This window comes from Empedobacter sp. UBA5528, from assembly GCF_002426075.1.
Lineage (GTDB): Bacteria > Bacteroidota > Bacteroidia > Flavobacteriales > Weeksellaceae > Empedobacter > Empedobacter falsenii_B.
This window is the reverse complement of sequence record NZ_DINY01000044.1, coordinates 50753-75451: the sequence shown is the minus strand read 5'-3', so window position 1 is coordinate 75451 and position 24699 is coordinate 50753. Positions and strand designations below refer to the sequence as shown.

At 30.9% G+C, this 24699-nt stretch carries 23 protein-coding genes; 14 read left to right on the top strand and 9 right to left on the bottom strand.

Going from position 1 to position 24699, the window contains the following annotated elements; translation table 11 throughout:
* The 4 genes from B4L98_RS10225 to B4L98_RS10210 form a co-directional block, all read left to right on the top strand.
* The coding region (locus B4L98_RS10225) for a glycoside hydrolase family 28 protein (protein ID WP_291078186.1) at nucleotides 1-1547 on the top strand (1547 nt) is incomplete at its 5' end.
* Nucleotides 1531-2433, top strand: coding sequence for an alpha/beta hydrolase (locus B4L98_RS10220; protein WP_219034313.1), 903 nt, complete (start codon nucleotides 1531-1533; stop codon nucleotides 2431-2433). The genes B4L98_RS10225 and B4L98_RS10220, both read left to right, overlap by 17 nt.
* On the top strand, nucleotides 2430-3404 hold the full coding sequence (locus B4L98_RS10215) for a pectinesterase family protein (RefSeq protein WP_286495611.1): 975 nt from the start codon (nucleotides 2430-2432) through the stop codon (nucleotides 3402-3404). The genes B4L98_RS10220 and B4L98_RS10215 overlap by 4 nt, the downstream gene beginning before the upstream one ends.
* Before the next feature lies 1 nt (nucleotide 3405).
* The gene (locus B4L98_RS10210; protein ID WP_291078184.1) at nucleotides 3406-4146 is read left to right on the top strand and encodes a rhamnogalacturonan acetylesterase; all 741 of its coding nucleotides are present in this window, start codon (nucleotides 3406-3408) and stop codon (nucleotides 4144-4146) included.
* 74 nt (nucleotides 4147-4220) lie between these two features.
* Here the strand turns inward: B4L98_RS10210 and B4L98_RS10205 are convergent, their stop codons facing one another.
* Genes B4L98_RS10205 through B4L98_RS10195 form a run of 3 tightly spaced genes read right to left on the bottom strand, consistent with a single transcriptional unit; the run spans nucleotide 4221 to nucleotide 6867 of the window.
* Entirely contained in the window at nucleotides 4221-5282 is a 1062-nt protein-coding gene (locus tag B4L98_RS10205) for an agmatine deiminase family protein (RefSeq protein WP_219034310.1), read from the bottom strand.
* Between the two features lie 2 nt (nucleotides 5283-5284).
* Nucleotides 5285-5992: a subclass B1 metallo-beta-lactamase EBR-4 gene (locus B4L98_RS10200; protein ID WP_114999921.1), complete on the bottom strand. Its 708-nt coding sequence runs from the start codon at nucleotides 5990-5992 to the stop codon at nucleotides 5285-5287.
* Nucleotides 5992-6867, bottom strand: coding sequence for a carbon-nitrogen hydrolase (locus B4L98_RS10195; RefSeq protein WP_114999920.1), 876 nt, complete (start codon nucleotides 6865-6867; stop codon nucleotides 5992-5994). The genes B4L98_RS10200 and B4L98_RS10195 overlap by 1 nt, the downstream gene beginning before the upstream one ends.
* Before the next feature lie 262 nt (nucleotides 6868-7129).
* Here B4L98_RS10195 and B4L98_RS10190 point away from each other — a divergent pair, with 262 nt between their 5' ends.
* Nucleotides 7130-7774, top strand: coding sequence for a DUF5715 family protein (locus B4L98_RS10190; RefSeq protein ID WP_114999918.1), 645 nt, complete (start codon nucleotides 7130-7132; stop codon nucleotides 7772-7774).
* 43 nt (nucleotides 7775-7817) lie between these two features.
* The gene (locus B4L98_RS10185) at nucleotides 7818-8399 is read left to right on the top strand and encodes a DUF5715 family protein (RefSeq protein WP_219034309.1); all 582 of its coding nucleotides are present in this window, start codon (nucleotides 7818-7820) and stop codon (nucleotides 8397-8399) included.
* On the opposite strand, the gene B4L98_RS10180 is transcribed toward B4L98_RS10185, so the two are convergent.
* The gene (locus B4L98_RS10180) at nucleotides 8380-9570 is read right to left on the bottom strand and encodes an MFS transporter (protein ID WP_291052708.1); all 1191 of its coding nucleotides are present in this window, start codon (nucleotides 9568-9570) and stop codon (nucleotides 8380-8382) included. The two genes, B4L98_RS10185 and B4L98_RS10180, sit on opposite strands and share 20 nt — an antisense overlap.
* A 202-nt stretch (nucleotides 9571-9772) precedes the next feature.
* On the opposite strand from B4L98_RS10180, the gene B4L98_RS10175 reads away from it, so the two are divergent.
* From B4L98_RS10175 to B4L98_RS10160, 4 genes are all read left to right on the top strand, one after another.
* Complete coding sequence (locus tag B4L98_RS10175) at nucleotides 9773-11326, top strand: calcineurin-like phosphoesterase C-terminal domain-containing protein (RefSeq protein ID WP_286495616.1); 1554 nt, start codon at nucleotides 9773-9775, stop codon at nucleotides 11324-11326.
* A gap of 244 nt (nucleotides 11327-11570) precedes the next feature.
* Entirely contained in the window at nucleotides 11571-14774 is a 3204-nt protein-coding gene (locus B4L98_RS10170) for a SusC/RagA family TonB-linked outer membrane protein (RefSeq protein ID WP_291078182.1), read from the top strand.
* Between the two features lie 23 nt (nucleotides 14775-14797).
* Nucleotides 14798-16249, top strand: coding sequence for a SusD/RagB family nutrient-binding outer membrane lipoprotein (locus tag B4L98_RS10165; RefSeq protein ID WP_286495618.1), 1452 nt, complete (start codon nucleotides 14798-14800; stop codon nucleotides 16247-16249).
* 85 nt (nucleotides 16250-16334) lie between these two features.
* The gene (locus tag B4L98_RS10160; RefSeq protein WP_286495619.1) at nucleotides 16335-16682 is read left to right on the top strand and encodes an MmcQ/YjbR family DNA-binding protein; all 348 of its coding nucleotides are present in this window, start codon (nucleotides 16335-16337) and stop codon (nucleotides 16680-16682) included.
* Here B4L98_RS10160 and B4L98_RS10155 read toward each other — a convergent pair.
* The 5 genes from B4L98_RS10155 to B4L98_RS10135 form a co-directional block, all read right to left on the bottom strand.
* A complete protein-coding gene (locus tag B4L98_RS10155; protein WP_286495620.1) occupies nucleotides 16679-17704 on the bottom strand; it encodes an isochorismate synthase in 1026 nt (341 codons plus the stop codon). The genes B4L98_RS10160 and B4L98_RS10155 overlap by 4 nt on opposite strands.
* Complete coding sequence (locus B4L98_RS10150; RefSeq protein ID WP_219034304.1) at nucleotides 17697-18119, bottom strand: PaaI family thioesterase; 423 nt, start codon at nucleotides 18117-18119, stop codon at nucleotides 17697-17699. Before B4L98_RS10150 ends, B4L98_RS10155 begins: the two co-directional genes overlap by 8 nt.
* 3 nt (nucleotides 18120-18122) lie before the next feature.
* The gene (locus tag B4L98_RS10145) at nucleotides 18123-18683 is read right to left on the bottom strand and encodes a 1-acyl-sn-glycerol-3-phosphate acyltransferase (protein WP_286495621.1); all 561 of its coding nucleotides are present in this window, start codon (nucleotides 18681-18683) and stop codon (nucleotides 18123-18125) included.
* 147 nt (nucleotides 18684-18830) lie between these two features.
* The gene (locus B4L98_RS10140) at nucleotides 18831-20627 is read right to left on the bottom strand and encodes a PspC domain-containing protein (protein ID WP_291078180.1); all 1797 of its coding nucleotides are present in this window, start codon (nucleotides 20625-20627) and stop codon (nucleotides 18831-18833) included.
* Nucleotides 20620-20961 (bottom strand): PadR family transcriptional regulator, encoded by a 342-nt coding sequence (locus B4L98_RS10135; protein ID WP_038332243.1) that lies wholly within the window; start codon nucleotides 20959-20961, stop codon nucleotides 20620-20622. The genes B4L98_RS10140 and B4L98_RS10135 overlap by 8 nt, the downstream gene beginning before the upstream one ends.
* A 237-nt stretch (nucleotides 20962-21198) precedes the next feature.
* Here B4L98_RS10135 and B4L98_RS10130 point away from each other — a divergent pair, with 237 nt between their 5' ends.
* From B4L98_RS10130 to B4L98_RS10115, 4 genes are all read left to right on the top strand, one after another.
* A complete protein-coding gene (locus B4L98_RS10130) occupies nucleotides 21199-21744 on the top strand; it encodes a hypothetical protein (protein ID WP_291078178.1) in 546 nt (181 codons plus the stop codon).
* A 175-nt stretch (nucleotides 21745-21919) separates the two neighbouring features.
* Nucleotides 21920-22711 carry a S1/P1 nuclease gene (locus B4L98_RS10125; protein ID WP_291078176.1) on the top strand — a complete coding sequence of 264 codons (792 nt, stop codon included), beginning with the start codon at nucleotides 21920-21922 and terminating at the stop codon, nucleotides 22709-22711.
* Between the two features lie 197 nt (nucleotides 22712-22908).
* Entirely contained in the window at nucleotides 22909-23334 is a 426-nt protein-coding gene (locus B4L98_RS10120; protein ID WP_257468096.1) for an Hsp20/alpha crystallin family protein, read from the top strand.
* A gap of 243 nt (nucleotides 23335-23577) precedes the next feature.
* Nucleotides 23578-24609, top strand: coding sequence for a hypothetical protein (locus B4L98_RS10115; RefSeq protein WP_219034300.1), 1032 nt, complete (start codon nucleotides 23578-23580; stop codon nucleotides 24607-24609).
* Nucleotides 24610-24699 lie beyond the last annotated feature (90 nt).

The following is a 24699-nucleotide window of genomic DNA, read 5'->3' as shown; positions in this document are numbered from 1 at the left end:
AAAATTCAGGGGGATATCCAGTTGTTTCAATTGCTCAATATGGTGCAAAATCGGACGGAATTTTCAAAAATACAGAAGCAATCAACAAAGCTATTTCAGAAACAAGTGCAAAAGGTGGAGGAAAAGTTGTTATTCCACGTGGAATTTGGTTGAGTGGTCCTATCGAAATTAAAAGTAATATCAATTTACATTTAGAAGATGGTGCTTTATTGATTTTTAGTAAAGATTTCAACGATTATCCTTTAGTTGAAACAAGCTTCGAAGGATTAAATACAACGCGTACTGCTTCTCCTATTTCTGCAAAAAATGCGCAGAATATTGCGATTACAGGAAATGGAACAATCGATGGAAATGGTGATGCGTGGCGTTTTGTAAAGAAGGGTAAAATGACAGATTCTCAATGGAAAAATCTAGTTGCGTCTGGCGGAGTTTTATCAGATGATAAAAAAACGTGGTTTCCAAGCGAAGGTTCTAAATTAGGTTATATCAGCAGTTCTAATTTTAATGTTCCTGATAAAATTAGCAAAGAAGATCTAATTAAAGTAAGAGATTTTTTACGTCCAGTAATGGTTAGTATTGTTAATTCGGATCGTGTACTTTTAGATGGTCCAACGTTTCAAAATTCACCAGCATGGAACATTCATCCGTTAATGAGTTCGAATATTATCATTCGAAATTTGAATGTTAGAAATCCTTGGTATTCGCAAAATGGAGATGGATTGGATTTAGAATCTTGTAAAAATGTGTTGATTTACAACAATACGTTTGATGTTGGTGATGATGCGATTTGTATCAAATCTGGAAAAGATAAAGATGGTCGCGATCGTGGAATTCCTACTGAAAATGTAATTATCAAAAATAACACAGTTTATCATGCGCACGGCGGATTTGTGATTGGTAGCGAAATGTCTGGTGGTGTTCGTAATGTTCATGTTTCTGGTGCAACTTTTATCGGAACAGATATTGGTTTAAGATTCAAAACGACTCGTGGTCGTGGTGGATTAATCGAAAATATTTACATCTCTAATATTGATATGATTAATATTCCTGCGCAAGCAATTGGTTTTAACATGTTTTACGAAGGAAATTCTCCGATTGTAGAAGATGATCAAAATGCAGATGACGAAAAAAGAAATGATAAAAAAGTTCCTGTAACAGAGGAAACTCCAACAATTCGAAATATATTTTTCAAAAATATTAATGTTGTAAGTTCTCACGAAGCGTTGTTTATCATGGGACTTGCAGAAATGAATATTAAAAATATTGTGGTTGAAAATTCAACTTTCGACACGAAAAAAGCTTTAAGTATTATTGACGCTGATGGAATTCAACTGAAAAATATAAAATTCAATTACAAAGAGGGAAAAGCGGTCACAATTTTTAACAGTAAAAATGTTGATTTAAGCACTACTGAATTCAAGTCAGCTACAACTCCAGAAATTAAGATTATTGGTAATGAATCTGATAAAATCAAGTTACCAAAAGCATTTGATAAGAAGAATGTAACAAGTTCTAAAGAAGTCAAAAAGAATGCAGTTATCAATTAAAAAGATTTTGTTTGTTTTTATGATGCATTTGGTGATAGCCTTCGGTCAAGTTGAGAGACCGAAGGCTTCGCCTTATACAATCGAAACGACTTACAAAAAATTAAAGAAAAATTACCCTTTTATTACGCCGATTTCTTCTAAAAACTTCGAAAACATTAATGCGTTTGAAGATATAATTTATCAAGAAAAACATCAATTAAAAGCAGATATTTATCAACCAAAAAATCAAACTAAATCCTCTATAGCAATTGTTCTTGTACATGGTGGAGGTTGGATTTCGGGTAGCAAAGAAAATCAAAAACCAATGGCTCAAACGTTGGCTTCAGCTGGTTTTGTAACGATGGCGATAAATTATAGATTAAGTGATGCTGCAAAATATCCAGCTCCTTTAGAAGATATGGATGATGCGGTTAATTATTTGAGAAAGAATCGTAAAAAACACAAACTCGATCAATCGAAAATCGTTATTCTTGGCGCTTCTGCAGGTGCTCAATTGGCAACACTTTACGGCGTAAAATCAAAGAAAATTGCTGCAATTATCAATATTGATGGAATTGTTTCTTTTATTCATCCCGAAGCTGAAGAAGGTACTTATGCCAGTTATTTTTTCGGTTATACGAAACAAGATAATTTTGAACTTTGGAAAGAAGCTTCGCCTTTAGAATATGTTACTTCTAAAACGCCTCCTACTCTATTTATCAATAGTTCGCAACCGAGATTTCGAGCTGGTAGAGATGATATGATGAAAAAATTAAGCGATTATCATATTCTAAATGAAGCATACGAAATTAAGAATTCGCCTCATTCTTTTTGGTTGATGAATCCTTGGTTTGATGAAACGAAAGACTACATTATTGATTTTTTAACGAAACGATTTAACAAATGAAAATCATTCAATTCATTTTTATAGTTTGTTTACATTTCATCTATACTAATGTAAATGCTCAATACAAAACAATTACTGTTGCAAAAGATCAACAAGCAGATTTTACATCTATTCAAGAAGCGATTAATTCGTTGAGAGATTTAGGACCAGATCAAGCTTTGATTCTTGTTAAAAATGGCGTTTATCTCGAAAAAATTAGAATTCCTTCTTGGAAACATAAAATAAAGATAAAAGGTGAAGATTCAGAGAAAACTATTATTACTAATAATGATTTTTCAGGAAAAATAGATGGTTTAACCAATCAAAAAATGACAACCTATACTTCCTACACTTTTTTGGTTGAAGCAGATGATATACAATTAGAAAATCTCACGATACAAAACGAAAGTTGTAACCAAGGTCAAGCTGTTGCTCTGCATGTGGAAGGCGATAAATTTGTGGCAAAAAATATTCGGTTATTAGGATGTCAAGATACATTGTACACAGCTACAAATAGAAGTCGTCAATATTATCAAAATTGTTATATCGAAGGAACGACAGATTTTATTTTTGGTGAAGCAATTGCCGTTTTTGAGCATTGTACCATAAAAAGTTTGGCTAATTCTTATATTACAGCTGCGGCAACACATCAAGAGCAAGAATTTGGTTATGTTTTTTTCAATTGTAGTCTTATTGCAGAAGACAATTTGACAAAAGTTTATTTGGGAAGACCTTGGCGTCCTTTTGCCAAAACAGTTTTTATACATACCGAAATGGGAAAACATATTCTTCCTATTGGTTGGAACGAATGGAAAGGTGATGCAATGTTTCCAGATAAAGAAAAAAAAGCTTATTATGCAGAATATAAAAATAAAGGTTTAGGAAATAATCCTCAAAAAAGAGCAATTTGGTCGCATCAATTAACCGAAAAAGAAATACAAAAATATACCATCGAGAATATTTTTAACGGATGGAATCCAAAGCAGAATTAACATGAAAAAAATAATTTTATCAACGATTTTATGCTTGTTTTTTAGCATAATATTCGCACAAAAAAGAACCCTATTTCTTGTTGGAGATTCGACAATGGCGAATAAAGAAAATCCAACTAAAAATCCCGAACATGGCTGGGGACAACTTTTGCCTGAGTTAATGAATTCTGATTTAGAAATTCAGAATCATGCAACAAATGGAAGAAGTTCCAAAAGTTTTAGAACAGAAGGAAGATGGAAAAAAGTTCAGAATCAATTGAAAAAAGGTGATTATGTAATCATTCAATTTGGACATAACGATCAAAAAATTGAAGATTCTGTTCGTTACACAAATCCTGTCACTCAATATCGCGCAAATTTGGAACAATATGTTACAGAAGCACGAGCAAAAGGTGCTATTCCGATTTTAATGACTTCTATTGTTCGTCGAAATTTTAATGAAAAAGGCGTTTTGGTTGACACTCACGGTTTATATCCTTTGATTGTGAGAAGTGTTGCAAAAGATTTGGATGTTCCGTTTGTTGATATGCAATATTTGACAGAGAAATTGGAAATAAAATATGGTCCAGGAAACTCTAAAAAATTGCATTTACATTATCAACCAAATGAAATTGATTATTATCCAAAAGGCAAAAACAATGATACTCATCTATCAAAACTTGGAGCCGAAGAAGTTTCGAAATTAGCTGTTAAAGAACTGATCATACTAAATATCGGCTTAGAGAAATATATTAAAAAATAAGTTTTTAGTTTTCATTCTAAATCAATACCCCTCAACAAGAAATTTTGAAGAGGGGTATTTTTGTATTTTAAAAACTAAATCTTAGGTTCTTGTTGACTCAAACAATGGAAAGATCCTAGTCCCCAAATAATATCTGTAGAATCTATTCCTACAACTTTACGATCGGGGAAACATTTCTGAATAATATCCAAAGCAATTGCATCTTTTGCACAACGATAAGTTGGTACAATGACAGATTTATTCGCAATATAAAAATTCGCATAAGAAGCAGGTAAACGCTCACCTTCGCAATAAACCGCATCCGGCATTGGCAATTCAATAATGTTTAATGGACGTCCATCTCGTAATTTCATTTCTTGCAATTGGCGAAGATTCACTTGCAACAATTCGTAGTTATCATCCGATTCATCTGTTTCAACAACCGTCAAAACTGTATCTTCATTTACAAAACGAATTGTATCATCAATGTGTCCATCCGTATCATCACCAACAATTCCGTCTTCTACCCATAGAATTTGCGAAACTCCGTAATAATTTCTTAAAAATTCTTCGATTTGTTCTTGCGAATAATCTGGATTACGATTTTCATTCAGTAAACAAGATTTTGATGTCATCAACGTATCTTTTCCATTAAATTCGACCGAACCTCCTTCCATAATAATTCCAGGATGAAAAACAGGAAGATTAAATTCTGCACCAATTCTTGTTGGCACAACATCGTCATTTTCAAAAGGTGGATATTTTCCTCCCCACGCATTGAATCCCCAATCAACAATAACTTTTGGGTTATCAGGATTGTTTTTATTCAATAAAAATGCAGGACCATGATCGCGACACCATGCATCATTTGTTTCATTAAAATAAAACTCAACTTGTGACAAATCTGCATCCGTTTTTTCGATAAAAGACAACGCAAACACTTTCATTTCTTCATCTTTCACATTAATACGAACCTTTTCACCTTTCGATAATTCAGCAATAAATTCAGCATAAGCTGGATAAATTAACTGAATACGATCTGGCCAAGATTCTTCTTTGTGCGGCCAAGACAACCATGTTGCTTCGTGTTCTTCCCATTCGGCAGGAAATCTATATCCTAAATCTTTTGGGAATTTTGATGTATCTATAGTGTTCAATTTTATTTCTTTTCTAAAAGTTTAAACGTATTTTCGATATGTCCAGTAACTTTCCAATTATCATGACCTGGAATAACTTGTTTAATTTTTGGATGTTTTGTAACTAGTTTCTGTACTGTTTTTGGCCATTCAGTAACATTTGCTTCACCTGTGTAACCTAAATTTACAGCGTCAGCACCTTTTATCAAACAACCTCCATTCAGCACTTTATATTTTGGAAACCAAACCACAACATTATCAGAAGTATGTCCTTCACCAAAATATTCAACAACAAATTTTTCATTACCAAATTTGTATGTTTTTCCTAATTCAATCTCAAATTTTGATGTCGCTTTTCCTTCTTTTTTTAATTTAGAATTGGTTAAAGAAGTTGCATAAGTAGGAATATTCAAATCATTATAAAAACTTAAATCTCCTGCTCTATCATCATGCGAATGTGTTGCAAACACAGCGATAACTGGCAAATTATACTTTTCTTGTAACATATCATTTAATTCTTGATATTGCGATTTCTGCCAAGGAACATCAAACAAAACGATTCCTTTATTCGTTACCAAATACATTCCATTTGCATTATACTCAACACCATTAAACGAATTGAATGTTTGATAAACAAATAAATTGTTATTAATCGGATCAATCTGAATTGGTTTTATTTGACCAAATGCAAAACTTCCTATCAATGCTATAAGTGAAAATAATTTCTTCATTAATCCTCGTCTATAAAACGTTTTGTAATTGGTTGATAAGAATCGATGCGGCGATCTCTTAAGAAAGGCCAGTGTTTACGGAAGAAATCAGATTCGTTCAAATCCAATTCAACCACTTCTGTTTCCTCTTTATCATGCGTTGCTAAGTACAACAATTTTCCCTGCGCATTTGTCGCAAAAGAGCCTCCCCAGAACTTCATTGCTCCATCTTGCTCAAAACCAACACGATTTACAGAAATAACCGGAACTCCATTCGCAACCGCATGTGAACGCTGAATTGTTTGCCAAGCATTGTATTGATCTTGATTTGTTTCTTCGTCTTGCGTCGTATCCCAACCAATCGCAGTAGGATAAAATAAAATTTCTGCTCCCATCAATGCTGTTATACGAGAAGCTTCTGGATACCACTGATCCCAACAAATTAACACTCCAATTTTTCCAAATTTAGTATCAAAAACTTTGTAACCTAAATCACCTGGAGTAAAATAGAATTTTTCATAAAACGCAGGATCATCTGGGATATGCATTTTGCGATATTTTCCTAAATATTGTCCATCAGCATCTAAAATAGCGGTTGTATTGTGATATAAACCTTGCGCACGTTTTTCGAATAATGAAGCGATAATTACCACTCCCAATTCTTTAGCTACAACTGATAACGCATCTGTTGATGGTCCAGGAATTGCTTCTGCTAAGTCGAAATTATCGTAATCTTCTACGTCACAGAAATATAATGAGGTAAACAATTCTTGCAAACACACAATTTGAGCGCCTTTTGCAGCTGCTACTTTTACTTGCTCTATTGCTTTGTTTAAATTTTCTTGTTTGTTATTAGTACAAGTCATTTGTACCATTCCAACTTTAACTTTTGCCATTTTATAAATAGGTCTAAAAATAAAAATGAATAATAATTACAAAAATAGCGAATTTAGTAGGATTTAATCTATTAGAATTTATATTTAAGAATATTTTATGTTTCAAATGTGATGAAATTTAAATTTCTATCAATCTATCTAGCAATGCTATTTTGAGAACAGATTTAAGAAAATTTTAAAAAAAGTTTACCTAAATATTATAATTTTTAACAAGTCTTTATTAAATTGTAACTTCTAATTTTGTCGCGTAATAATTTAAAACATGAAAAAATTAATTGCCCTTTCTTGTCTTTTTAGCGGAATATTTATTTCAGCTCAAAGTCAAGAAAGTTACATTTTAGCAGAAAATTCTGCCTCTTCATCCACTTCTATCTCTACAAAAAAAGTAACTTATGACGATCATTTAATGGCAGCAGAATCATTCAACATTCCAATCGTGAAGAGTTTTGATGATATTGAAGGTTTAGTTGCTACAAAAAAATTAGTTGCAATTCCTGAAGAAGGAAATGGGTACACAATTGAGAAATTAACACACAGTAAAGCTTTTTTAAATAACAGAGCAAAAACTGTGTTGGAACGAATTGCTTCAAAATTTCTGGACGAAAACAATGCTACAATTACTGTAACTTCGCTTACCCGTTCTGAAGAAAGTCAAGCAAGTTTAAGACGAGTAAATAGCAATGCAGCAAAAGGCGAAAGTTCTCATAACTATGGTGCTTCTTTTGATTTGTCGTATACAAAATTCAATAATAAATATACGTATAGCAAAACTCATCGTGATAATTTAGAAGCGATTTTAAAACAATTGCAAGAAGACGGTAAAATTTACTATATCAAAGAATATAGACAACACTGTTTTCATGTAACGGTTCGTAATCCCGATCAATTTAAATCAACAACAATGTAATATATAAAAGTTCTTTTCTATTTTTGCAGAAGAGAATTGAATCATGAAACAATTTTTAACAACTTTTTTTATTTGCTCTTCTTTATTCGGTTACGCTCAATCTCGAGTTATTATAGAACCTTCTAAAGAATATGTTCAGCATTTGAATGCCGCAAAATCTCATAAACTTGAGCTAATTGATGGTGATAAAAAGTTGAACAAATATATCAATCAAGGTAAATTGGTTAAAATAAAACAACGTGGTTATGGTTGGCGAGTTGGTGATTTAACGCATAGTCATTCGTATCTTATTCCAAAAGGTCGAGATATTTTGACAAGTATTGCAAGAGATTTTGTAAAAACAACAGGTCAAAATTTTTTCGTTGTTACATCAATGACACGAACGCTACATGATCAAAATCGTTTGAGAGGAATTAATAAAAATGCTTCTTCTAATGATAGTTCACATAATTTTGGTGCTGCTTTTGATATTTCTTATGTTAGGTTTAATCATAAAATTAGACCTGATTCTAAACTAGAAAAAGAGTTAGAACAAGTGCTAAAAAATTATGTTAGAACAGGTAAAATTTACTACGTAAAAGAATCTAAAATTAGATGTTTTCATATTATCGTTCGGAATTATTAAATTCTGAACGATTTTTTTTTGTTTGTAAATAATAACTATACAATAATCCTATAAACACAAACAAACTACAAAAACCAAATAAGTTTGACATTCCAAACAAACTGATAACACCACCAATTAGAGGACCTGTAATTCCCAATGAGATATCAATAAACAAGCCATACGCAGCTAAAGCAGCTCCTTTACTATTATCTGAAACCAAAGCAACAGCCTCTACTCCCATCGCAGGAAAAACCAATGAAAAACCAATTCCTGTAATACCTGCACCAATAAGAGCGATAAAAGAATTTGGCGCACTAAAAAGAATTAATAAACCTATCGTTTCGACTATCATGCAAATAATTCCAACTTTTAATCCTCCTAATGTATTAATTGAACTATTAAAAAATAATCGTCCTACAATAAACAATAAACTGAAAACACTTAAACATAAAGCTGCATTCGACCAACTATAAAAGTCGTAGTAAAGTGTTATAAAATTAGAAATTCCTCCAAATCCAAGACCTGCAAGTGCTAAACAAATTCCAAAAGGAGCCACTGTTTTCAATACACTTATAAATGGTTGCGGAACTTTTGAAACTGCAGTTAATATATTCTCTTTATTTCTAGCTAAAAAATAACCTATAATCGCACAAACAATACTAAACAAACCAATAAAACCAAGTCCAAAATATTGATTTAAGATAACTCCCAATGGTGCTCCAATTGCCAATGCACCATAACTAGCAACACCATTATAAGAAATTGCTTTCGCTGTATGTTGTTGTCCAATTTTTAAAATTGCCCAGTTTATTGGACTTCCACCTACCATTCCTTCTGCTGCACCAGTAACCAATCTCGCAAGTACAAGAATAGCTATTGACAAAAAATGATTGTTTCTTGTGAAGTAACAAAAGTATAATAAAACTCCTGCTAAAATAAACAAACTCATACTCAATAAAACGGCTGGTTTAGGACCTTTTGTATCTACGATTTTTCCCGCATAACCTCTCAATATAAAAGTTATCACATATTGCAAACTAATTACAATACCCGCTACAAGCTCAGTAAAACCTAATGTTTTTGTAATAAAAATAGGTAAAATAGCCAACGGTAAACCTATAAGTAAATAACCTATAAATGAAAAACTTACATAACCTATAATTTGCATGAAAATTTGTCGTGAACTCATGCTTAATTTCTCTTCCATAACATAATGCAATCGGTTGCAAATTTAGAATATTTAATAATCAAAGACAATTATTCATCCATTATTAAATTTGAAAATATATTATTCTTATTTACTTAAATTTAATCTTTACTTATTGTTGTGTTAATCCGAATACCGCATAAAATATAGAATTTTAACATCTACAAAACAAGAAATTCACACAATGAAAAAAATCGTATTATCGCTAGTATTATTTGGAAGTTTTTATACTTCTGTCAACGCTCAACAACTTGCTAAAGGAATTGTTTTTGAAGATAAAAATCAAAACAATAAATTCGATAAATCAGAAAAACGTTTGGCAAACGTGCAAATTAGTAACGGAAAACAAGTTGTTTCGACAAATGATAAAGGAGAATATCAAATCGAGATTGATAACGAAACTATTTTGTTTGTCATTAAACCAACAAATTACAAAATTCCTACAAACGAATTCAATCAGCCACAATTCTACTACATCAACAAACCTAATGGCTCTCCAAAATTAGAATATGCAGGTTCTGCTCCGACTGGAAATACTCCAAAGAGTATTGATTTTGCTTTAATTCCTACAAAAGAAAACGAAAAATTTTCGGCTTTAATTTTTGGTGATCCTCAAGCTTATACAGAAGAAGAAATCGAGTATTTCTCTAAAGGTGTAATTGATGATGTTAAAGGAATTAAAGGAATGGAATTCGGACTTTCTTTAGGAGATTTGGTTGGTGATGATTTGAATTTGCATCCATCTTATATAAAAGCTGTTTCGAAAGTTGGTTTACCTTGGTACAATGTTATGGGAAATCACGATATGAATTATGATGCAAAAGAAGATCAATATTCGGATGAAACGTTCGAGAAAAATTTCGGTCCAAATAATTATTCATATAATATCGGTAAAGCACATTTTATTGTTTTAGATGATATTTTATATCCAGATCCTCGTGATGGAAAAGGATATTGGGGAGGTTTCCGTCCTGATCAATTAGAATTCATTAAAAATGATTTAAAATTTGTTCCAAAAGATCATTTAATTGTTTTAGCATTTCATATTCCGTTGCGTGACACACGTCCAGAAGATAGAAATCAATTATTCGAATTGTTAAAAGATTACCCAAATACAATTTCAATGTCTGCTCATACACATTTCCAAGAACAGATTTTTTATGCAAATCAAGATGGTTGGCAACAACAAAAACCTCATCACGAGTACAATGTTGGAACAACTTCTGGTGATTGGTATTCGGGACCGAAAGATGCAAAAGGAGTTCCGGCCTCTACGATGCGTGATGGTACACCAAAAGGTTATGCTTTTTTACATGTAGATGGTAATCAATATAAATTTGATTATAAAGTTGCAAATTCACCAAAAGAAAAACAAATCGACCTGTACCACACAAAAAAAGTAAAAGAAGGTAAACGCAATCGTGCTTTTTTATATGCTAATTTCTTTATGGGACATGAATCAAATAAAGTTGAATATCGTGTAAATAATGGTGAATGGAAAGAGATGAATTGGGATCCAACAGTTGATTACAATTATATGGAAACCATCATGAAAATTGATAATGCAGAAATTACAAATATTGGTAACAGACCTTCTGCTCCAGAAATTTCGAAACATATTTGGTCAGTTCGTTTACCGAATAAACTAAAAGTTGGAACTTATCCAATTGAAGTTCGCGCAACCGATTTGTACGGAAACACTTTTACAGAAAAATCTTCTTTCGAAGTTATTAAATAACCGTTTTATACACATCTTGATAAGCCACTTCTTTTGAAGTGGCTTTTTTAAATAAAATATTTTACAATTTATTCATGTTAAATAAAAATCAATAAACCTTTATTCAAATGTAAAACTAATATCAAGACCTCTATTTTAGTAATGTTTACTTAAAAATCTCTTAACCATGAGTTAAACAACTTCATAAAAAGAAGTTCTAGTTTTGTTAAAATTTTTAACACATAAACATTTCACATTTACAGCTATGAAACAATTAAAATTACCACTACTTCTACTAGGTGGATTTTTAAGTTTACACGCCAATGCTAAAACTTACACCGGAACAGATTATCATCAATCGATTTCTCAAGATCAAAATCCAATCAAAGGTCAAATCGTTGATCAAAACGGATTAGGAATTGCAGATGTAGAAATCATCATCAAGGGAACATCTTTTAAAACATTTACAGACGGAGATGGTTTTTTCGAATTTGTTTCAGTAAATGTTGCTCATCCTACATTATTGGTAAATTCATCTCAACACAAATTTATTGAATACACACCGAAAGATATTTCTCAAGTAAAAATTACTTTACAAGAAGAATCTAACCAACTGAATGAGGTAATTGTAACTGCTTTGGGGATAAAGCGAGAGCAGAAAAAATTAGGATTTGCTCAACAAAATATAGGTTCGGAAGAACTTGCAACAGCAGAAGCGAATAACTGGTCTTCGGGATTGAAAGGAAAAGTAGCTGGTCTTAATATTATTTCTGGAGGAAATGGACCAATCAATTCTCAGCAAATTATTTTGCGCGGAGCAAATTCAATCGACCAATCAAAAAATTACGCTTTAATTGTCATCGATGGTGTTCCAATGAGTACAGAAATGACTTCTTCTGGAAACAATACTGCTTACATGGGCGATGATTCACCTATCGATTTTGGTAACGGTATTTCTGACATCAATCAAGCAGATATCGAAAGTGTAACCGTTTTAAAAGGTCCTTCTGCAGCGGCTCTTTATGGAAACAAAGCTGCAAATGGAGCTTTAATTATAACAACAAAATCAGGTAAAAAAGGTAAACAATTAGGTTTAGAATATAAATCAACTGTAGCTATTGACGTTATTAACAATTGGCCAGATTTTCAATATGAATATGGTCAAGGAACTGGAAAAAGTTTCGATAAAAACGGCAATCCTTATTACTCATATCAAACCTCAGCAGATGGACCAAATACAGGAAGTACTTCTTCTGCATTCGGACCAAAATTTGACGGACAATCATTTTTTCAATATGATCCAACTTTAGAAAAACAAGGGGCTGAAAGAACTTTATGGCGTGCGTATAAAGATAATAGAAAAGGGTTTTGGCAAACTGGTTTCACTTTCAGTAATGCAGTTACACTTTCTGGTGGAAATGACAAAGGAAGTATGAGAGCTTCTATTGGACATCAGAAAAATAGCTGGATTATGCCAAATACAGGCTACGAAAATTATACTGCTGCTATTAATGGAAACTATCAAGTAAGTGATCGCATCAAAGTTTCGACTGCCTTAAACTATACTCGCAAAACAAGTGATAATTTACCAGGAACTGGTTACAATAACGGATCTATTGCTTATTTTATGATCTTCCAAAATCCAAACGTAGATTTAAATTGGTACAAACCAATTTGGAAAAAGGATTTCAATGGAGTAAAAATGATTCGCCCATTTAGTTCATACATGGACAATCCTTATGCTATTGCTTACGAAGCTGTTAATCCAATGAGTAGTAATCAAATTGTTGGAAATATTAGAGCAGATTTTAAATTAAGCAATAAATTAAGCTTAATGTTACGTCCTGCAATTAATACCTATACTCAATTGCGCGAACAAAAACGTCCATTTGATATGAATCGTACGCCGAATGGATATTACAAAAGACAAGACATATCTAAAACTGAAACAAATATCGATTTCTTATTAACTTATACTGATAAATGGGGAGATTTTGGTTTCAATGCAAATGTTGGAGGTAATAGAAAAAATTATGAATACAGAAATTTAACGGCTTGGGTAAATGGTTTAGCTTCGCCTGGAGTTTATAAACTTTCGAATGGATTAACTTCTCCTTTTGCAAGAACGTATGATTCTAATTTAAAAGAAAATTCATTATATGGAATGGCTTCATTTGGTTGGAAAGACATAATTTTCGTTGATTTTACAGGTCGTAACGACTGGAATTCTTCTGTTGCAGTAAAATATAGCTCATTCTTTTATCCTTCAGTCTCTTCAAGTTTTATTCTGTCAGATTTATTCAAAATAAAAGGACCTATTAATTACTTAAAATACCGTTTATCATTTGCAAAAGTTGGTAACGGAGGTACAACAGGTTGGACAAATAGATATTACGATCAAAGCGATTTTACAGCATCTGCAGTAGTACCTGGAAGATTATTTAATCCTGATATTAAACCTGAATCTACAACATCATGGGAAACTGGTTTCGAGGCTTTATTATTCAAGAAAAGATTAAGCTTAGATTTTACAGTTTATCAACAAAGTACAAAAAATCAAATCTTCGAATTACCAAATGATATCACAACTGGCTATTCAAGAAGAGTGGTAAATGGAGGAGAAATTGAAAACCGAGGAATTGAAATAGCAGCTACGTATTCTCCAATTAAAAGTAAAGATTTTGAATGGAAAATGATTGGAACTTGGTCTAAAAATGAAAACAAAGTAAAATCTTTAGTAGAAGGAATAGAAGGTGATCAAATGATTCTTGGTCAATCTGGAACAGTTTATCAAATTGCTAAAGTTGGCGGTTCTTCTACAGCTCTATATGGTGAAAAATTTGTAAGAAACGATGCGGGACAAATCATTTATGATGCAAAAACAGGTGTTCCACTTAAAAATGGATTAATAGAATATGTTGGAGACGCAACACCTAAATGGAGAGCAGGTTTCACAAATGAAATCAAATTCAAAACATTGCGTTTCAGTTTTACATTAGACGGACAATATGGTGGAATTGTCTATTCACAAACTTATCACAAAATGATGGAGCAAGGAAAATTGGCAGATTCTTTACCTGGTCGAGAAGATGGTTACATCATTGGAAATGGTGTTGTATTGAATGCTGACGGAACTTATTCTCCAAATACAACAAAAGCTGATGTGGCAACTTATTATGCTGAATATAATCGTCGTGCTAATGTAGAATCTAATTCATTCGAAGCTTCATATTTAAAATTAAGAGATGTGAGTTTAACATTTGATTTTCCTAAAAGATTATTATCAAAGACAGGTTTACAAGCGTTGTCATTAACAGTTTACGGACGCGATTTATTCACGATTAGTGATTTTCCTTTATACGATCCAGAAACAGCATCATTAAATGGAAACACTTATGTACCTGGAGTTGAAATGGGACAAATGCCATCAACAGCAACGTATGGAGTAACCTTAAAAGCTTCATTATAATTTACAACATTCAATTTATTAAAATGAAAAAGATTTCAATTCAACTATTTTTTGCCTTCACTATAATTTCAACTGTTTTCTCTTGTACAAACGATTTTGAGAAAGCGAATGAAGATCCAAACTTAATCACAGAAATTAATTCTGGTTCAGTTTTAAACCCTGTTCTTTATGATTTGGCTGAAAATAATGTTTTAAAAAACTACGATATTACCGCTCAATTGATGCAAGTTCATATTCCTTATCCAAGTAATGCTATGGGACTTCATCGTTATGATGTAACAACAGGAACGGGAAATTCTACTTGGAATAATGCCTACACAAATCTTGTTAATTTGGAGGAAATGCTAAAAGTTTCGCAAAAAGCTGGAGATGTCAATTATCAAGCAATTGCATTAACGCTTCGTTCTTTAGTTATTTCAAATTTGACTGATATGTTTGGCGATGTTCCTTTTTCTCAAGCAGCCAAAGCAGAAGAAGGAATTACAAAACCAAAATTTGATACACAACAAGATATTTATAAGCAATTATTAAATGATTTAGAGAAAGCAAATCAATTATATGTAACTAATTTAGGTCTAAAATATGGTACCGATATTTTATTCCCAAGTAGTGAAAAAAACATCAATATAACACGTTGGAAAAAATTCACAAATTCTCTTAAAATGAGATTATTATTAAGAATTTCGAATCGTGATGCATCTGCCTTAACAGAACTTAAAAAAATAATTGATAATCCGACAACTTATCCTATTTTCGAAAGTGAATCAGAATCTGCTATTTTACAAATTTCTGGTTTAGCACCAAGTTTATCTCCTTGGCCAAGAGCACAAGATTATAGAGATAGCCGAACATTCACAACATTTTTTATTGATAAAATGAATGAAACTAATGATCCTCGTTTACCAATTTTAGTCAATAAAGCTTCTAATTTGGATGGTTCTTCATTAGGTTACAAAGGAGTTCCTGCAGCTTACGAAGGAAATAGTTCTGATTACAAATTCAATCCGTCATCTCCTAACAATGCAATTGTTATCGCTCCGATGAAAATTCCATTAATGACTTATGCTGAAGTTGAGTTTATAAAAGCTGAAATGGCTCAAAAAGGTTTAGGTGGTGATGCAAAAACTCATTATGATAAAGCTGTAAAAGCTGCTGTACAATTATGGACGAATATCGAGCCTACTGCTGAATTTATGGCACAAGAAAAAATTAAATACAACAATACGTTAGAACGTATCATCGATCAAAAATATTTTGCTTTATTCTTTACAGATTACCAACAATGGTTTGAATATAAAAGAACTGGTTTTCCAAAATTACCGACAACTTCTACCATGTTGAATGATAAAAAAATGCCTCGTCGTATGCTTTATCCAACAAGTGTTAGAAATTATAACCCAGAAGGCTATCAGAACGCACTTCAACAAATGGGACCAGATAACATCAATACGCGTGTTTGGTGGGATGTAAATTAATTGCATACATTCCACATTTAATAGAAAACGACCTTGTAATTAAGGTCGTTTTCGTTTTATTTGTATCTTCACTAAAAATATTTTTATGCATATAGAAGAGTTAAGAGAGTTTAGTTTAGGACTTCCATTGGTCGAAGAAAAATTTCCTTTTGATCAATCTACTTTGGTCTTTTATATCGCTGGAAAAATGTTTTGCCTTTGTAATATTGACGATTTTGATTCTGTAAATATCAAATGTGATCCAGATAATGCAATCGAATTACGCGCAACTTTCGAAGCTGTAATTCCTGGTTATCACATGAACAAAAAACATTGGAATACTGTTAAAATTCATCAAGACGTGAAAAACATTCAAATCAAAGAATGGATAAAAGATTCTTATAATTTAGTCATCTTAACTTTACCAAAATCTAAACGTCCTAAGTTGATTTAATTCTCTGTTTTCACCAACAATTCACCTATTGTTTTTGATTTCAGTTCTGTTTCTCGCCATTCATTTTCAGGAATAGAATCGGGCATAATACCTCCTCCTACATACAAATTTACTTTATTAGAATAGATTTTTGCACATCTAAGATTAACAAAATACTCCGATTCTGTTTTATTTTGAAAGCCCATAAAACCTGCATAAAAAGTACGATTATAGCCTTCGTTTTCGAGAATAAAATCTTTTGACAGATCCTTTGGCATTCCTCCTACAGCAGGCGTTGGATGCAAAGCTTTCAACAAGTCATACAGCTGAGATTTGTCTTTTAATTGAGCTGAAATAAATGATTTCAAATGTTCAAAAAATCCTGCATTTACCGAAAATGGTCCGTCCACATCAATGTAAGAAGTATAAGGTTCTAAAGTTGACGAAATATAATCAGTTACTACTTGTTGTTCGTGATATTCTTTCTCTGTCCATTCATCTTCTTTTGCTTTTGTTCCAGCTAAAGAAACAGTTTGTATAAATTGATTATTTTCTTTCAATAAAAGCTCTGGCGAAGCTCCAATCCAACAACCTTCTTCTGTATCAAATCGCAAATACACATAGGCATTTGGATAATGTTGATGTAAATTTTTAAAAGTTTCAACTAAATTAATATTCGTTTCTGGAAGTGAATTGATTCGACTAATTACAATTTTTTTAGTTGGTGAATCACTTTGTAATTCTTCAACTGTTTTTTGAATTAAATCAATATAATTTTCATACGAAATTGCTTCATTTTTGTTTGATTCTGGTAAAGAAAGTTCAAAATTTGGTAATTCATTTATTCCAATATCTATAACCTCATTATCATTAAATTCAACCAATTTTGTATTATCGAAACTATTACAAATAAACTTGTTATCCGATTCAAAATCTTTATTTTCCCACAACTCCACTTGTGTAGAATTTGGTTTTCTAAAAAGAAGAAAAGGTTCTTGATTCTGAATTAATCTTTCAAGTTTATCTTGAAATTTTTTAAACATGTTTTTTAGAAATAATAGCGTTTGTTAAATGTGTATAACAGATTAATTTATCGTTTTCATCTTTGATTTCAATCTTAATCAAATGCGAAGTACGACCTTGTTTTACGACTGTTGCATGCCCAAAAATTGTTCCTTCCTTTTTTGGACGAAGATGATTTGCGTCAACATGTTGACCAACCGCCACAAAATCATCCGAATGTAAAATAATATTTGACAATGTACTTCCCAACGTTTCCGCCAAAACGATAGAAGCGCCTCCATGCAATAACCCAAATGGTTGATGAACTTTAGGCGTAACAGGCATTTTTCCTGATAAAAAATCTTCTCCAACTGCCGTAAATTCTATATCTAAAGTTTCAAGTAATGTATTTTTCGAAATTTCATTGAACTTCTGTAAAATATCTTGTTCGTTCATAATTTAATGTATTTTTGGGTTATAAAGTGCTGGATGTTTTGCCCTAACTTTTTTGTAAAAATCTTGAATTTCATCCATCACATCTTCTAAAGTTCTGTTTTCTGTTTCTACAATTTTTGAAATTCCAGCTCTTTTTTTCTTGAAATCACAATAAGCCAAAACAATCGGAACATCTGCTTTTTGCGCGATATAGAAAAATCCATTTTTCCACTTTTCTGCACGAGAACGCGTTCCTTCTGGTGTATTAATTAAATATAATTTATCTGATTCTTTCAAAATATCTGAAGCAAAATCGACCATATTATGTCGTTGAGAACGATCAATTCCGATTCCGCCCATTTTCTTTATAAAATATCCATACCAAGGTTTTGTCCAAGCATCTTTGATAAACATTTTCATTGGAATTCCCATTTGCCAAAAAGCCAAAATAGTATAGTAAAAATCCCAATTGGAAGTGTGCGGAGCGCAAACCAAAACGCATTTATCTACTTTCGATAGATCGAGATGATTATCTAATTTCCAACCTCCTAATGAGTACAAAAGTTTGCCTAAAATTTTTTTCATAAAATGATGCTTTATGCATTTGCAAACATACAAAACTCGAAACGGATATTAGTCAATGTAACCAAAAATAAAAAGAGACATTCCGAAATGAAATGTCTCTTTTTGAATATTATTAATTAAAATACTTCCTAAGTCTATGCAAAGAAATCAACGATTATTTGAATGATTTCTGTAGTTAATGTTAATAGAATCTGTATCATCTTTATAGTGTATTTCTTGGTTTGATTTTTCTTTTTTGTTTTCAGTTCTTGGTAAATTTAGTCCTACTGAACCGTCTTTACTTTCGACACGAATACCATTTTTATCAATTCTAACTCTCGCCGAATCGTTTCCGTCATTCAAATTTATGTTTACATCCTCTGAATCAAGATTAATATCGTCCTCAGAATCTGAATCTTTTTGACAATTCAAACATACGAATTTTTTTCCATTATACCCAATAAATTTATTCTTCAAATCATATAAATAATCTCGATCATTATCATTATTAATAATTGTCATTCGATCAGTGTTATTCGTGTGAATTAATTTATTCTTAGGAACATACAATTTGATATCAACCGTTTGATTTCTAAATTTACCATCTTTAGGAATTTTAATAAACTCATCTAAATAAAGTTTATTTCTATTTAATTCGTAATTATATCTAATTGCTTCTAAATTACGTTTTGCTTCTTCTTTACTTCCTCCTTTAGAAGAATAAGTTACTTGAACATGAAGTTTATCGTCTGTACTTTCTTCGATCTCAAAAATATCATCAATTGGTATAATTAAGTTTCCATTAGCATCAATTAATTGATCTAAATCGTTAAAAGTTTTGAACTTTAAATTGCCTTCATTATTTTCTCTAAAATAAACTTGTAACGTATCAGAAGGAATAACATAACTTTTTTCTTGAGTCATTTCAACTGAGTTTCTAAATTTACTTGCTGTACTTACCGAAATTCCGATGATTGCAAATAAAGCAACAAACCAAAGAGCAATTGCTCCAAATATTACAGCTTTACTAACTTTTACTCTATTCCAGAAACATTTTACACCTAAAATTGTCAACAAAACACCTGGAATTACCATTAGTATTCCTCCAAATATTTTGGCTGCCATACTCATCCATTCTTCTTCTACAAGATAACCGAATAATTCAGTAGGCATTTCTGTCCAAGTTGTAAAGAAGAAAAAGAATCCTCCAATGATTAATCCAATTCCTGTACTTAGAATGATAAATCCGATGAACCAAAGTAGAATTCGACCAAAAACGCCAAAGGCTCCACCTAGTTTATTACTTAATTCTTTGCTCCCACTTACAACAGCTTCACTAGCTTGTTCTACGTTTTTTTTTAACGTATCAATATTCGCTGGTTGCCCGTACATCTGCAACTTTTCTGATGTTGTTTTTGCTTTCGGAACAAAAATTAACAAGATAAAATAACAGAACACCACTAAGAAAAATGATACACCTGCTGTGAAAATTCCTAAAATTCCAAGAACTAACCAAATAGAACGTACAAACCAAGGATCAACGCCCATATAATGCGCCAAACCAGCAGATAATCCTGTTACAATTGTATCATCTGGATCGCGGTACAAACGTTTCGCACTTGTTTGTTGTCCTCCATACGATTGATTATTTGACGAATAATTGTATGATGAATTTGTAGACGTTCTTTCGTTCTCTTCATCTTCTTCAACTTTGTATTGATCTGGATGTCCCATCGTAGCAATTACAAAATTGATATCATCTTCATTTACAACTTCTCTAAATTTTAATCGTTCACGAAATAATTCAGAAATACGGATTTCTACATCTTCAATAATATCTTCTACACCTTCCGTACCTCTCAAAGAAGTTTTTACATCTTGTAAATAGGTCTTTAATTTATTATAGGCGATTTCGTCTAACACGAAAGAAAATCCTCCTATACTTATTGATACTGTTTTATCCATTTTTGTGCGTTTCTGTGGTTACTTTATTCACGGCTTCAATTAACTGTTCCCAAGTTTCAGCTAATTCTTTTAAAAAATTTTCACCTAACTCTGTAAGTGCATAATATTTGCGAGGTGGTCCTGACGTTGATTCTTCCCAGCGATACTGTAAAAGGTCATCATTTTTAAGTCTTGTCAAAAGCGGATATAATGTTCCTTCAACAACAATCATCTCTGCTTTTTTCAATTCGTCTATGATATCAGATGCATACGCATCTCCTTTTTTGATAATGCTGAGAATACAATATTCCAGTACACCTTTTCGCATCTGAACTTTTGTTTTCTCTATATTCATAAGAACGGCTTGTTTTATTTTGTTATACAAATATATATAAAAGTTTTAGTATTATGCAAAACAAAGTACTGAATTATTTTTAGTATTATAAATAAAAAAGACAACAATCGGTCTGTTTATCAAGATTTGTTGAATTAATATTTTTTTAAAGTTTTTTTTAGAAAATTTCTAAATCTCCAAAAAAAAGAACTTTTAAAGATGATTTTTACTAAATTTAGAGAATAATTAAAGCTAATTATGGATCAATTCTCTTGGATAAAAGATTATAAAAGCAACGAAAATATAGAAACGTTAACTGATATTATTCCAGATTTATTTAAACAATATTATATGATTCATTGGAAAATTGGAATTATAGATGATTTTCCTTTCGAAAAATATCCATCAAATAACTCGACCATAGAAGAAATCAACCAAAGAATAAAGATTGAAAGAGGATTTGGATTATTTCTTAATCCTCAAAAAAGTAATCTTTACAGAGAAATTAATCTTGATGAACTTTCTCAAAAACTTAAACTTGAAAAAAATATAAATATTTTAAATGATTTTAAAGATAATCCGGCAATTGAGTTTTTAGATAATCAAACAATTGATTGTATAGATAAAGGATTAAATAAAATTATAAATTCTCAAACCTTACATTTATATGTCAACAATATCGAGGAATTTTATTGGGAAGAAAATTATAAGCAAAGGAATAGTAATGTTTTAATTTCAGAATATCTTGATTTTCAAAGAAATTCAGATTTCAACTCTAATTTTTTTTTTCCCCCGATGATTTAAGTTGGTGCTTGATTACTTACGAAGATTTACCTCTTATATTTTGTACAAATACTAATAATCCTTTTGATTTAGAATTATTCCCATTAATATATAATCAAACATTATTTTAATAGTATTAATCATAATTCATCAATAATTAACTTTCCTTACCTTTGTCAAAAATCGAGCTCACACAATGAAAAAAATTATAGGAAGTGCAATGCTTTTAGGTGCATTTTTGGCATCAGAAAGTGCTTTAGCTTGGGGATTAACAGGTCACCGAGTAGTTTCTCAAATTGCAGAACAACACATTAGCAAGAAAACTCGTAAAAAAATTACAAAAATTATTGGTCCACAAAAGTTAGCTTATTGGGCAAACTGGCCAGATTTTATCAAGTCTGATGATTCTTGGAAACATGCAGATTCTTATCACTATGTTAACATTCCTGGAGATTTGGATCGTGCACAATTTGATGTTGCGCTAGATGGAACTTCTGATGATAATATGTACAAAAAAGGTTTGTTTTTGATTAATGAATTAAAAAACAACAAGAATTTAACAATCGAACAAAAACAACACGATTTATATTTCTTGATTCACATTTTGGGAGATGCGCATCAACCTTTACATGTTGGGCGTCCAGACGATTTGGGTGGAAATAGAATCAAAGTTGAATGGTTTCGCGATAAAGTAAATATTCATACCGTTTGGGATTCTAAATTGGTTGATTACGAAAACTATTCGTACACAGAATATTCTAATTTACTGGATATTGCAACGAAAGAACAACAAAAAACAATGCAAGAAGGAACTTTTGCTGATTGGATTTACGGCTCTTATATTATTGCAAACAGAATTTACGCAGGTGTTAAAATGGACGATAAATTAGGTTACCGTTATCATTTTGACAACAAAAAAACGATCGAAGATCAAATGCTAAAAGGCGGTCTACGTTTAGCAAAAGTTTTAGACGAAATTTATAAATAAATAGAATCTTTACCGAGATTTACAAATCCTGAAAATGACTTTTCAGGATTTTTTTATGTTCAAAATTTAAATTTTCGGTCATTTTGACATTTGAAAATAGTAAAAACCAGTCATTTTGTCTTAAAATATCGATTTGCACATAATTTGAATAAAGTGAAAACATGAACAATGAAATCAAAAATTTAAACATACAAGACATGAATACAGCAAGAAAAAATAGAGCAAATTATTTTCCTTTTGGATTTGAAAATGCAATGCGTCCAAAATTTGAAACTTTTGTAAATTCTCAAAATCAATTTCCTGCAGTAAATATCAAAGAAAATGAAGATAGTTTCGAGATTTTATTAGCTGCACCAGGTTTAAACAAAGAAGATTTCTCTATTGAAATTGATGAAAATATTTTGAAAATTTCATCAGAATTTAAACAAAATGAAGAAGTAAAAGAAGAAAAATTTTCGAGAAAAGAATTTAATTTTTCAAGCTTCAGAAGAGCATTTACATTGCCAGAAACCATAAACGAAGATAAAATAGAAGCTTCTTATGTAAACGGAATTTTGCAATTAGTTCTACCTAAGAAAGAAGAAGCTTTACCAAAAGAAAAACGTAGCATACAAATTTCATAGATATAGTTAATTTTAGTTGGTTAGTAAATCCTCAATTCTTCGGAGTTGAGGATTTTTTGTTTAAATCAAATTTATAATTTTATCATTTCCTCAAAAACAATGTTAAAAAAAGTGACTATTTTATCGAAAACGGAATCAAAAAGTTCTTAACAAAAACACTTAATAATTTTTATAAAAAAGTGTTTTTTAGTAAAAATTATTAAAAACTAATCTTTTACATTTACAAAAGATTAAAATTCAACTATGCACAAAAACATTTTATCTACAATAACTTATGTTGTAAAAACACGTTTTTGCACAAGCTCAAAAGAATTTCAAACAACTGAATTTAATTCGGATAACGGGTTAAAAAATAGGTTGGATGCTTTTAATTTTCTTAAAAATTACATCGAAATTATTTCAAATGAAGGTTTGCTACAAATTGAAAGTAACTTTATTCAACCAAAAGCAATTGATCGAATAAATACTGAAATCAATTTTCCTAACGAAAATAATTACAAACGCTTAAAACTAGTTAATCAAGAAGCTATTTTTATCACTCCAAATGAAACCATTTTTCCTTACGGAATTAGTTTGTCTTTTGTGTTAAATGAAGATTTCGATTCTTTAAAAAAAGATAACGAATATGAAATTTATTCTTTAAAAAATTCTAAACAAATTAATTATTCTGAACAACTTAACAATTTAATAAACGAATATAAGTTACTGAAAAATTTAGGTTTTGAAGAACAAATAAATGCAATAAAATTAAATAAAAATCTATTCTCAAATTTTGCTATTAAAGATGACTATTTCAAAATTTTAGACACACCTTTTTTGTGGAATAACCCAACAAGACAATTTTTTATAAATAATATTTCGAACAACGAATTTATTCTAGATTGTCTTTACGATCATCTTTTTCATTATCAATATTTTAATTATGTTCAGTTTTTAGAAAAGAATTGTCCGAAAGAAATTGAAAAAAATATTTATGCAATGCTGCATGGTCAGGGAGGTTTATTATTTGTTGGTTATCATCCAGAAAATTTAACCGAAAGTATTATGAGCGATGTCGAATTGATTAATTATTACAATTTACTTGATGCAAATTTTTCTCAGGACGAATATTTATATAAAAACATTAATTTACAGATATTTAGTTTCAATGATTTTCCAGTTTTAGCAATTACGGTTTTTCCATTAAATGAAGAATCGAAAAAGAATCATGCCTATAACCCTGACAAAATATTTGTGCTACAAAATAATCGATTCATTAAAATGAAAGATAGTTAAAAAACAATACTATATTTTCAAAAAAACATAATTACACAAAAGACATCTACAGATGTCTTTTTTTATTTCACAAAATATTCTATTTTAGAC